Genomic DNA, 10,874 nt, shown 5'->3' with positions numbered 1-10,874 from the left:
GCTTGGTAGGGTATCAGGCATGAGCAGCACCATCGACGAGGAGTTTCGGACCGAGGTCCGCGACTGGCTCGCAGAACACCTCAGCGGCGAGTGGGCCGACTACCGGGGTCTCGGCGGACCGGGCCGCGAGCACGAGGCCCACGAGCAGCGCCTCGCCTGGAACCGTCACCTCGCAGAGCACGGCTGGACGTGCGTGGGTTGGCCGGTCGAGCACGGCGGCCGGGGCCTGAGCCTGTCGCAGCAGGTCGTCTTCCACGAGGAATACGCGTTGTCCCGCGCCCCCGCCCGGGTCAACCACCTCGGTGAGGAGCTCCTCGGTCCGACGCTGCTGGCCTACGGCACCGACGAGCAGAAGGCGCAGTTCCTGCCCAGGATCAAGGACGTCACCGAGCTGTGGTGCCAGGGCTACTCGGAGCCCAACGCCGGCTCCGACCTGGCGAACGTGCAGACCAAGGCCCGCCTCGACGGGGACGGCACCGAGCAGCACTGGGTCATCGACGGCCAGAAGGTCTGGACCTCCGACGCCCACCAGGCCGACTGGATCTTCGTGCTCGCCCGCACCGAGCCGGGGTCCCAGCGCCACCGCGGTCTCTCCTTCCTGCTCGTGCCCCTCGACCAGGACGGCGTCGAGGTCCGCCCGATCGAGCAGCTCACCGGCGGCTCGGAGTTCAACGAGGTGTTCTTCACCGGTGCCCGCACCGCCGCCGACCTCGTGGTCGGAGCGCCAGGCCAGGGCTGGGCGGTCGCGATGGCACTGCTGGGCTTCGAGCGCGGCGTCTCCACCCTGGCCCAGCAGGTCGGGTTCGAGCGCGAGCTCGACGCCCTGGTCGAGCTCGCCCGGGCCAACGGGACCTTCGACGACCCGGTGCTGCGTGACCGGCTCGCGCAGGCCAAGGTCGGCCTCGTCGTGATGAAGGCCAACGTGCTGCGCACGCTCGACGACCCAGCACCCGGTGCCGAGTCGATCGCCAAGCTGACGTGGGCCAACTGGCACCGCGACCTCGGCGAGCTGGCCATGGCGATCGCCGGCCCCGACGCCCTCACCGCCGGCAGGCCCGGCGCGCCGGACCTCGACATCTGGCAGCGTCTCTTCCTCTTCACCCGCGCCGACACCATCTATGGCGGCAGCGACGAGATCCAGCGCAACATCCTCGCCGAGCGTGTGCTCGGCCTACCCAAGGAGCCCCGCGGATGACAACCACCAGGCCAGAGCAGCCCGTTCCCGACTACGTCGCCCCGCACGACCTCCTGCTCGGCAAGGTGGTCGTCGTGACCGCCGCCGCAGGCGCGGGCATCGGGGCTGCGGTCGTTCGCCGCGCCCTCGAGGAGGGCGCCGCGGGAGTCGTGTTCTCCGACACCCACGAGCGCCGGATCGCCGAGGCCCAGGAGGCGTTGGCGGCGGAGTTCGGCGCCGACCGGGTGCGGTCGCTCGTCTGCGACGTGACCAACGAGGACGACGTCACCGCCCTGCTCGATGCGGCCGACGAGCTCGGCGGGGTCGACGTGATGATCAACAACGCCGGACTCGGCGGCACGGTGCCGATCACCGAGATGACCGACGAGCAGTGGAGCAGGGTCCTCGACATCACGCTGACGGGAACCATGCGCTGCGTGCGCGCCGCCAGCAACCGGATGATCGCCGCCGGCACCAGGGGCGTGATCGTCAACAACGCCTCGGTGATCGGCTGGCGGGCCCAGGAGGGCCAGGCCCACTACGCGGCCGCCAAGGCCGGGGTGATGGCGCTGACCCGCTGCGCCGCGCTCGACGTCGCGCCGCACGGCATCCGGGTCAACGCGGTCTCGCCTTCCCTGGCGATGCACCCGTTCCTGGCCAAGGTCACCAGCGACGAGCTGCTGCACGAGCTCAAGCAGCGAGAGGCCTTCGGCCGGGCTGCCGAGCCGTGGGAGGTCGCCAACGTGATGGTCTTCCTGGCCAGTGACTATTCCTCCTACCTCACCGGTGAGGTCCTGTCGGTGAGCAGCCAGCATGCTTGACCCCGTCGCCTCGACCCGGCGCGAGGAGCTGCTCGCCATCGCGGCAGCGCTCTTCGCCGAGAAGGGCTATCGCTCGACCACGGTCCGCGACATCGCCGACGCGGCCGGTATCCTCAGCGGCAGTCTCTATCACCACTTCGACTCCAAGGAGTCGATGCTCGACGAGATCCTGCGCTCCTTCCAGGACGAGCTCTTCGCGGCGTACGCCGATGTGCTGGCCTCCGACGACGACGCCCGGACCAAGCTCGAGCGCGTCGTGCGACTCTCCTTCCAGGCGATCGACCAGCACCCGGCCGAGGTGGCGATCTTCCAGAACGACGCCGCCTACCTCGGTGCCTTCGACCGCTTCGCCTATCTCGCCGAGCGGGCGGATCAGTCCAGGGGGATCTGGCTCGGACTGCTTCGCGAGGGTGTCGCGACCGGTGTGCTTCGTCCGGACATCGACATCGACCTCGTCCACCGCTTCATCCGGGACACGGTCTGGGTCGCCGTGCGGTGGTATCGCCCCGGCGGTGAGCTCACCCACAGCGACGTGGCCGACCAATACCTCACGATCCTCCTCGAAGGGATAGCTCATGCCTGAAGCCTTCATCGTCGACGCGGTCCGCACCCCGGTCGGCAAGCGCGGCGGCTCGCTCGCCGCGATGCACTCCGCCGACCTGGGCGCGCACGTGCTCTCCGCCCTGGTCGAGCGCACCGGCGTCGATGCCGGGCTCGTCGACGACGTCATCATGGGCTGCTGCGACACCATCGGCTCGCAGGCCGGCGACGTCGCCCGCACGGCCTGGCTGGTCGCCGGTCTGCCTGACCACGTGCCCGGCGTGACCATCGACCGACAGTGCGGCTCGTCGCAGCAGGCCGTGCACTTCGCGGCACAGGGCGTGATGTCGGGAACCCAGGACCTCGTGATCGCCGGCGGGCTGCAGAACATGTCGGCCATCCCGATCAGCGCCGCGATGCTCGTGGCCGACCAGTACGGGTTCACCACGCCGTTCGCCGAGTCCCCGGGGTGGGTGGCTCGCTACGGCGACGTCGAGGTCTCGCAGTTCAGCTCAGCCCAGATGATCGCCGAGAAGTGGGACATCAGTCGCCAGAACATGGAGGCCTTTGCGCTGGCCTCCCACGAGCGGGCCCGCCGAGCCATCGCGGAGGGTCGCTTCGACAACGAGATCGCGCCGGTGACCCTGCCGGACGGGACCGTCTTCAGCACCGACGAGTGCCCGCGCGAGACGTCGCTGGAGAAGATGGCCGGACTGCAGCCGCTCGCCCCCGAGGGGCGCATCACCGCAGCGGTGGCCAGCCAGATCTGTGACGCGTCCTCGGCGATGCTGATCGCCTCCGAGGCAGCCGTCGCCGAGCACGGGCTGACCCCACGAGCCAGGATCCACCACCTCTCGGTGCGCGGTGACGACCCGATCTGGATGCTGACCGGCCCGATCGCGGCGACCCGGCACGCCCTGGCCAAGTCCGGGCTCGCCGTCTCCGACATCGACCTGTTCGAGTGCAACGAGGCCTTCGCCAGCGTCGTGCTGGCGTGGATGAAGGAGCTCGACGTCCCGCACGACAAGGTCAACGTCAACGGCGGGGGCATCGCGCTGGGACACCCGATCGGCGCCACCGGCACCCGACTGATGACCACGATGCTCAACGAGCTCGAGCGCACCGGCGGCCGCTTCGGCCTGCAGACGATGTGCGAGGGCGGTGGTCAGGCCAACGTGACCATCATCGAGCGGCTCTGACCCGACCGGCCCTGACCCGGCCGGCCCTGACCGGACCGGCTCTGGCCCGACCGGCCTGACTCGGACGCCGCAGTCGCGTCCAGGCGAACCCCGCCAGTGCGATCAGCACCGGCCACAGGGCGAGGCGTTCGAGAGCCCCCGATGCGGGGCTGTCGCCGGCGACCACGAACGCCGTGGCCGCGGCCCCGGTCACGGCTCCCGTCAACAGCAGTGCCCTGGCAAGGCGTGGCTGCTCGGCGCGCAACCGTGCTCCGAGGACGACCAGCGCGACCGGCTGGGCGACGAAGAGCGGCGTCGCGGCGATCGCATGCAGGGTGGTGTCCTGGTCGAGCGGCGCCAGACCGGTGGCCACCGAGCTCAGACCGGAGACCACGAGCAGCCCCGTGACCCACGGTCCCAGCGGGCGCGCGAGCAGCACCGCACCGCTGGTCAGCAACACCCCGAAGGCCATGAAGGAGCCGTTCATCAGCTCATGACGCGGTGAGCAGTATGCCGCGGAGCAGCCGACCTCTCCGAGCCGGCTGACAGAGTCGGAGACGAAGCTGTAGCCGCCGGTCGTCGCTGCCGCGACCACGAGCTCGGTCGCCATGTAGGCGGGCCGGACGAGGAGTGCGAACGCCCCCCAGCGCGCGAGTCGGCCGGTGCGGACCCCGTCGTGTCGTGCAGTGGCTGTCGTCACCCGCAGCTGCTAGCGGGGCTTGGGGAGCACGGGCACGTGTGCGCGGCAGCCCGGGCCGGCGCACTTCTCGAGCTTGTCGAGATGGCGCGCCAGGATCCGGCGGATGCGCTGGTAGCGCGGGTCGGTGGCGACGTTGTCGAGCTGGTGGGGGTCGGTGACGCGGTCGGTCAGCTCGACCAGCCGCGGACCCTGCCAACGCACCAGGGTGTAGCGATTGGTGCGCACCCCGCGCCAGCGCCAGGCAGTCGCCTTGTCCTTGCCCCTGGACCCCGCCTGCAGGAGCAACCCACGATCACGCTGCCGCTTGTCCTCGACGGCGTGGCCCAGCACGCTCCGGCCGTCGATGTCGATCATCGGGTCGGCGTCGGCCAGCTCGGCGATCGTCGGGGCCAGGTCGACGATCGCGACGGTCTGGCGGCGGCGTTCACCGGCCGGGAGGTCGGGTCCGCGCATCAGCAGCGGCACCCGGATCGCCTCCTCGTAGGGGACGTTCTTGCCGACGAGACGGTGCTCGCCGAACAGGTAGCCGTTGTCGCTGGTGAACAGGATGACCGTCTCGTCGAGGGTGCCGGCGGCCTCGAGGGCAGCCACGATCCCCGCGACTCCCTCGTCGAGGGCGGCCAGGGCGCGGACGCGCTGGGTGAAGAGCGTCTGCTGGGCCACCGGGTCGACCAACGGGGAACGCCTGACGTCCTTGTGCTTCTCGGAGACGTCCGCCTCGTTGAAGGCGGGGGACTTCAGCGACGGGAGCTTGGCGTCCCCGAGCACGTCGGCGTGACGGTCGGCGGCTGGCGGCGGACCGGAGCAGTCGATCGTGTCGTTGCCCTCGCAGGTGCCGTGGGGGGCCACGAAACTGGACCAGACGAAGAACGGCTCGCTCGTCGAGCTGAACGTCGTGACCATGTCGGCGGACTGCTGGGCCACGACGTCGGTGCTGTAGTCCTCCGGTCCGTGCTGCACGAGCTCGCCGTTGTCGTACTGCACGAACGAGTGGTAGTCCGACAGCACACCGACGATCGGCTTCCACTGGTCCCAGCCCGGCTCGATGCTGTCGGTCTCGTCGTAGCCGTGGAGATACTTGCCGGTGAAGCCGGTGCGATAGCCGGCCTCCTGGAGCCACACCGGCAGCGCCGTGCGCGGTTCGAAGTTCTCGTGCCCACCCCAGGGCGGCGAGTTGGTGCGCACCCCGTTGTTCTGGGCGTACTGCCCGGTGAGGATCTGGGCCCGTGCCGGGCAGCAGTTGGGGTGCGGGGCGATCATGTTGTCGAAGCGCAGGCCCGCCTTGCCGAGCAGGCGCCGGGTCCTGGGCAGCCACTGCATCTCGCGCGCGGTCTGGTCGTCGGCGGTGATCAGCACGATGTTGGGCCGGTCGCCGACGCTGACTCCCGCGGTCGACGCTGGCGGGGACGAGGCGGCGCCCTTGTCGGCGCCGGTGCTGCAGCTGACGAGGAGGCCGACCACCAGCACGATGGGCGCCAGGATGCCGACGCGACGAGAGGAGGACACGGAGCAACCCTACGTTCCGCCCCAGCGGCGTCTGACATGATCGGGCGCCATGATGGCCTTCACCGAGCACGACTTCGTGCTGCTGGCCATGCCGAAGTGTGCGTCGACCGCGATCGAGTCGGCGCTGGCGCCATACGCGTCGCTGGTCGTCGACCGGCCGCCGAGCCGCAAGCACCTGGGGTGCTCGGGCTTCACGAGGAGGATCGCTCCCGACCTCGCGGCCGACGGGCACCCGCGGGACTCCTACGAGCTGGTGACGATGTTCCGGGACCCGGTCGAGTGGCTCGCGTCGTGGTGGCGCTACCGCGCCAGGCTGCCTGAGGATGTCGACAACTCCACCTCGGACCTGTCCTTCGACGAGTTCGCCCGGCTGTACGTCGATGGCGACCCCACGGCGCCGACGCCGCGCGGTCGCCCTGCCCAGTTCCTCACCATGGACGGCGTCGTGGAGGTGGACCGGATCTTCGCGGTCGACCGCCCCGACGCGTGGCTCCCGTGGTTCTCCGACCGCCTGGGCGCCGACGTGCACGTGGAGCGACGCAACGTCTCACGACGGCGTCCGACGCCGGACCTCAGCGCGGCGGTGCGTGCAGACCTGGTCGACTACTTCGCGCCCGAGCTGGCCGTCCACCAGCGACTGGCCGCGACCGGTGAGTGGGCAGGCGCTCGGGGGACGCCGCTCGACGTGCCGACGCGACGCCGCGGCACCGCAGCGGTCGGGGACGCTCAGAAGTCGTAGCCGAACTCGGCGATGTCGCGTGCATAGACCTCACCGATCCGGTCCCGGGCCTCGGGGGAGTAGTAGTCGCGATAGGACCCGTGCGACGTGGTGTTGCGCCGGGGGATCGGGGTCACCGGCAGGCCCAGCGTGCGCTGGACGTGTGCCATGTCGTCGCCCAGCGACTCGGTGCGGCCGATGAAGTCGGCCCGCCGGTCGCCGGCGACGAGGTAGTCGAGCTGGGGCATCGCCAGCCGCTCGAGCTCGGACGTCCCGCGCAGGACGAACTCCTCGAAGTCGGCATATTCGGCGACTGCTCGCCACAGCGGGTTGCCGTCGCGGGTCGAGCCCCACTGTCGGTCCTGCGGCCGCCCGGAGGCGGGTCCCCAGCGGCGGTCCCACGTCTCGATCATGGAATACCACGACACCATCCGCGCCCACGGGTTGCGGACGAAGCCGAAGGACCAGTGGTCGCCGAGCTCGGGGTGCTGCGTCAGGATCCGCCGGAGGCGGGCGTGGCGCTGCTTGCCCACGGTGCGTGCGTCCGGGCACGCCTCGCGCAGCAGCTGCTCGATCGATGCGCCACCGGTCTTGGGGATGTGGACGAACAGCATCCGGCGTTCGTCGGAGATCAACACCGGCTCAGGCTAGAGGATGGCCGCCGCGGTCCTCAGAGCACGGCACCGTGTGCGCGGCGCAGCTCGGAGACGGCCTGGGTCACCACGCGGTCGATCAGCTCCTCGCAGGTCGGCAGGTCGTCGAGCACGCCGACCACCTGTCCGGCGGCCAGGACCCCGGCCGAGGTGTCACCCTCGACCAGTCCGGCCTTGAGCATCGTCGGCGTGTTGGCGGCCAGCGCCATCTGCGCCATCGATCGCCCCTGGGCCTTGCGCATGGCGCGGCCGTCGACGGCCAGCTCGCGCCACGACATCTGCGAGTCGCGCTTGAACTCCAGCGTGCGCCTGATCGTGGGGGTAGTCGTCGGAACCGTGAGGACTCCTCGATCTCCTCGACCAGCGGGGTGCGCAGCATCCGGTGCGGCATCCCGTCGACCTTGTCGGTCACGACCGTGCCGTTGAGGTCGTAGCCGAGGTAGAGCCGCTTGACGGCCTCGGGGACCGAGCTGTCGGCCGTCAGCAGGAACCGCGTGCCCATGCCGATCCCCGCAGCGCCGTACGACAACGCTGCCGCGAGGCCGCGGCCGTCGAAGTAGCCGCCGGCTGCGATGACCGGGATGTCGCTGCCCGAGCCGGCCAGCGCGTCGAGGACGGTGGGCAGCAGGAGCGACGTCGGGACGCTGCCGGTGTGGCCGCCGCCCTCACCGCCCTGGATCATCACCGCGTCGGCACCCCACCCGGCGACCTTCACCGCGTGCTTGGGCAGGCCGACGCTGGGGATCACGACGATGTCGTGCTCCTTGAGCCTGGCGATCAGCTCGGGCTTGGGGGCGAGGGCGAAGCTGGCGACCTTGACGCCGTGCTCGATCAGCAGGTCGCACCTCGAGGGCGCGTCGGCGGCGTCGGCGCGCAGGTTGACCCCGAACGGGGCGTCGGTGCGGCCCTTCACCTCGATGATCGCCTGCTCGAGCTCGGCGTGGGTCATGGTGGCGCTGGCGAGGATGCCCAGGCCGCCGGCGTTGGCGGTGCCGCTGACGAGGCGCGGGCCCGCGACCCAGCCCATGCCGGTCTGGACGACCGGGTGGCGGACACCGGTCAGCTCGGTGAGCGGGGTGCGCAGCTGTTGCTCAAGCACTGGGGACCTCCCGCTCGCGCAGCTTCCTGGGGTCGAGGACCTCGCGGATGAGCATCAGCTCGGCGGCGGTCGGCACGCGCGTGGTGCTGACGTCGGCGTCCGACCCCGAACCCAGGCCGGCGATCTCGAACCCGCTCGCGGCCCGGACCTCGTCGAGGCTGACGCCGGGGTGGACCGACAGGAGACGAACGGTGTCGTCGGGACCGTTGACGTCGAAGACGCCGAGGTTGGTGACGATCCGGTGGATGTCGTTGAAGCGGCTGGCGGCGGGGCCGGCCTCGCGGGCCAGCTTGGGGCCGACGCCGCTGACCACGTCGACCTGCTCGACGAAGACGCGGGGGCTCTGCTTGGCCACCCAGTAGGACGTCCGGTTGTTGACGGTGTTGCCGGGAGCGCCTCGGGAGCCGAGGAGCTGACGCCTGGGCTGGGCGAAGTCGCCGATCGCGGAGATGTTCTGGTTGCCGTGGCGGTCGATCTGGGTGGCGCCCATCATCACGTGCCGCTTGCCGTAGGCCACGACGTCGAAGACCCGGCGGAAGGGGATCCACCCCTCGACCACGTCGCCCTTGGCGAAGAGGGGCGGCACGCCGCCCAGGAACAGTGACTCGCCGTCGGAGATGACCAGGTCGGGGTTGGACGTGAGCTTGGCCAGCCGCACGCCCAGCATCGGCATGATGCCCATCGGCGAGCCGAAGATCTCGCCGTCGTCGGAGAACGCGTCGGCGACCGCAGCGGCGCAGACCTCTGCGCGGCTGATCTCGGTGCCGGTCTCGGTCTTGGTCTCGGTGCTCATGCCTGCTCCTTCGTCCAGTCGGCGACCGCGGCCTGGTAGGCGTCCTCGTCGCCCGAGAGGAACCGCTGCTTGAAAGCGGCCCATGCCTCCGGGTCCGCAGCGCTCCTGGCGTAGTGCTTCTGGAATTTCTCGTCCCGCTCGTAGTCAGGGGTGCACGTGGTGAAGTGCGCCCCGTTGGGGGTCTCGACCACACCCGTGACCATCATCCGGTTGAGCAGCAGCCGCTGCACGGGTGTGTCGACGCTCAGCCCGGCGGTGTCGACGACCTGCTCGCAGGAGACGAACACCTGGTCGGCCGCCATCGCGAAGAGGTCGTCGAAGTAGGGGTCCGGGCCGAGGTAGGACGCGTTGCCGTGGGCGTCGGCGCGGTTCATGTGCACCAGGGCCACGTCGAGCCTCAGGGCCGGTACGGCGACCAGCTCCTCGAGCTCGCCGTCGGGGGCGGGATAGGGGCTGGTCACCAGCTTGAGGTCGGGGTTGTTGCGCAGGACGTCGGAGCCCAGACCGGCCCGCATCGGCAGGAAGGGCAGCCGCTCGGAGGCCGCCTTGAGGCCGGTGAAGAACATGCCCTCGTCCCACTCGCAGATCTCCGGGATGGTCCGGTTCTGCCGGGCCAGGCCGAAGAGCGGCTCGAGCGGGATGGAGTCGAGGGAGACGAACGCATAGACGAGCTTCTTGATCTTGCCGGCGTCCGCGAGCAGCCCGACGTCCGCGCCGCCCCAGGACACGATGGTCAGGTCGGTCAGGTCGGAGCGGAGGATCGCGCGCACCAACGCCATCGGCTTGCGCCGCGGGCCCCAGCCGCCGATGCCGATGGTCATGCCGCTCTCGAGGCGCCCGACCACCTCGTCGATCGTCATCTGCTTGGTCCGTGGCTTCACTGCTTGCTCTTTTCGGTTCCGGAACTGTGTGCACTCTTCGCCGTGCCGGCGAAGGTGTCCCTCAGCTCGTCGCTGACGCCCATCAGGTTGAGCTCCATCGTGAAGCCCTGCTCGAAGCGATAGCTCTTGTTCACGTCGATCGGGTCGATGCCGTTGAGCGCCTCCTTGGCGGCTCGGATCACCCGGGTGTCCTTGTCGGCGATGTCGGCCGCCAGCTCGAGGGCCGTCTCGTCGAGCTGCTCGCGGGGCACCACCGCATAGACCGAGCCGTGCTGCACGAGCTCGGTGGCCTTGATCGTGCGGGCAGTGAAGTAGAGGGTGCGCATCAGGTGCTGCGGCACGAGCCTGGCCATGTGGGTGGCCGCGCCGAGCGCGCCCTGCTTGACCTCGGGCACGCCGAAGTAGGCGTCGTCGCTGACCACCACGATGTCGGCGTTGCCGACCAGGCCCACGCCGCCGCCGAGACAGAATCCGTGGACAGCGGCGATCACCGGCACCGAGCACTCGTAGACGGCCTTGAAGGCGGCGAAGCAACCCTTGTTGGCGCCGATCAGAGCGTCGAAGCCGGCGGAGTTCTGCATCTCCTTGATGTCGACCCCGGCGTTGTAGCCCTTGCCCTCGGCGCGCAGGACGACGACCTTGGTCGCCATGTCGGCGCTGGCCTCGTCGAGCGCGCCGGCCAGGTCGAACCATCCCTGCACCGTCAACGCGTTGACCGGTGGTGCCGCCATCGTGATCACTCGGATCCCGTCGTCTCGCAGCTCGCTCGTGATCGTCATCCCAGTCCTCCGTCGCACAAACCAAACGTTTG

Annotated in this window: 12 protein-coding genes; 5 read left to right on the top strand and 7 right to left on the bottom strand. The window is 70.2% G+C overall.

Annotation, left to right across the window (positions count from 1 at the left end; translation table 11 throughout):
• Window positions 1-19 precede the first annotated feature (19 nt).
• From G7071_RS15870 to G7071_RS15855, 4 genes are read left to right on the top strand one after another with little or no spacing between them, the layout of a single operon-like run.
• Entirely contained in the window at window positions 20-1,195 is a 1,176-nt protein-coding gene (locus tag G7071_RS15870; RefSeq protein WP_166320371.1) for an acyl-CoA dehydrogenase family protein, read from the top strand.
• Complete coding sequence (locus G7071_RS15865) at window positions 1,192-1,995, top strand: SDR family oxidoreductase (protein ID WP_166320369.1); 804 nt, start codon at window positions 1,192-1,194, stop codon at window positions 1,993-1,995. Before G7071_RS15870 ends, G7071_RS15865 begins: the two co-directional genes overlap by 4 nt.
• A complete protein-coding gene (locus tag G7071_RS15860; RefSeq protein ID WP_166320367.1) occupies window positions 1,988-2,578 on the top strand; it encodes a TetR/AcrR family transcriptional regulator in 591 nt (196 codons plus the stop codon). Before G7071_RS15865 ends, G7071_RS15860 begins: the two co-directional genes overlap by 8 nt.
• Window positions 2,571-3,734 (top strand): acetyl-CoA C-acetyltransferase, encoded by a 1,164-nt coding sequence (locus tag G7071_RS15855; protein WP_166320365.1) that lies wholly within the window; start codon window positions 2,571-2,573, stop codon window positions 3,732-3,734. The genes G7071_RS15860 and G7071_RS15855 overlap by 8 nt, the downstream gene beginning before the upstream one ends.
• Here the strand turns inward: G7071_RS15855 and G7071_RS15850 are convergent.
• Window positions 3,718-4,413, bottom strand: a complete 696-nt coding sequence (locus G7071_RS15850; protein WP_166320363.1) for a DUF998 domain-containing protein — start codon at window positions 4,411-4,413, stop codon at window positions 3,718-3,720. The two genes, G7071_RS15855 and G7071_RS15850, sit on opposite strands and share 17 nt — an antisense overlap.
• Before the next feature lie 9 nt (window positions 4,414-4,422).
• Entirely contained in the window at window positions 4,423-5,919 is a 1,497-nt protein-coding gene (locus G7071_RS15845; RefSeq protein WP_166320361.1) for a sulfatase family protein, read from the bottom strand.
• Between the two features lie 49 nt (window positions 5,920-5,968).
• Between G7071_RS15845 and G7071_RS15840 the strand changes: the two genes are divergently transcribed.
• Entirely contained in the window at window positions 5,969-6,658 is a 690-nt protein-coding gene (locus tag G7071_RS15840) for a sulfotransferase family protein (protein WP_166320359.1), read from the top strand.
• Here the strand turns inward: G7071_RS15840 and G7071_RS15835 are convergent.
• From G7071_RS15835 to G7071_RS15815, 5 genes are all read right to left on the bottom strand, one after another.
• Window positions 6,646-7,275 (bottom strand): sulfotransferase family 2 domain-containing protein, encoded by a 630-nt coding sequence (locus tag G7071_RS15835; RefSeq protein ID WP_166320357.1) that lies wholly within the window; start codon window positions 7,273-7,275, stop codon window positions 6,646-6,648. The two genes, G7071_RS15840 and G7071_RS15835, sit on opposite strands and share 13 nt — an antisense overlap.
• Window positions 7,276-7,369: 94 nt before the next feature.
• Window positions 7,370-8,389, bottom strand: coding sequence for an NAD(P)H-dependent flavin oxidoreductase (locus tag G7071_RS15830; protein ID WP_246210065.1), 1,020 nt, complete (start codon window positions 8,387-8,389; stop codon window positions 7,370-7,372).
• Window positions 8,382-9,182 (bottom strand): CoA-transferase subunit beta, encoded by an 801-nt coding sequence (locus tag G7071_RS15825; RefSeq protein WP_166320355.1) that lies wholly within the window; start codon window positions 9,180-9,182, stop codon window positions 8,382-8,384. The genes G7071_RS15830 and G7071_RS15825 overlap by 8 nt, the downstream gene beginning before the upstream one ends.
• On the bottom strand, window positions 9,179-10,063 hold the full coding sequence (locus tag G7071_RS15820) for a CoA transferase subunit A (RefSeq protein ID WP_246210064.1): 885 nt from the start codon (window positions 10,061-10,063) through the stop codon (window positions 9,179-9,181). The genes G7071_RS15825 and G7071_RS15820 overlap by 4 nt, the downstream gene beginning before the upstream one ends.
• Window positions 10,060-10,842, bottom strand: coding sequence for an enoyl-CoA hydratase family protein (locus G7071_RS15815; RefSeq protein WP_166320353.1), 783 nt, complete (start codon window positions 10,840-10,842; stop codon window positions 10,060-10,062). Before G7071_RS15815 ends, G7071_RS15820 begins: the two co-directional genes overlap by 4 nt.
• Between the last annotated feature and the right edge of the window lie 32 nt (window positions 10,843-10,874).

It is taken from the genome of Nocardioides piscis, assembly GCF_011300215.1.
Classification (GTDB): domain Bacteria; phylum Actinomycetota; class Actinomycetes; order Propionibacteriales; family Nocardioidaceae; genus Nocardioides; species Nocardioides piscis.
This window is presented reverse-complemented; position numbering and strand designations above follow the sequence as displayed.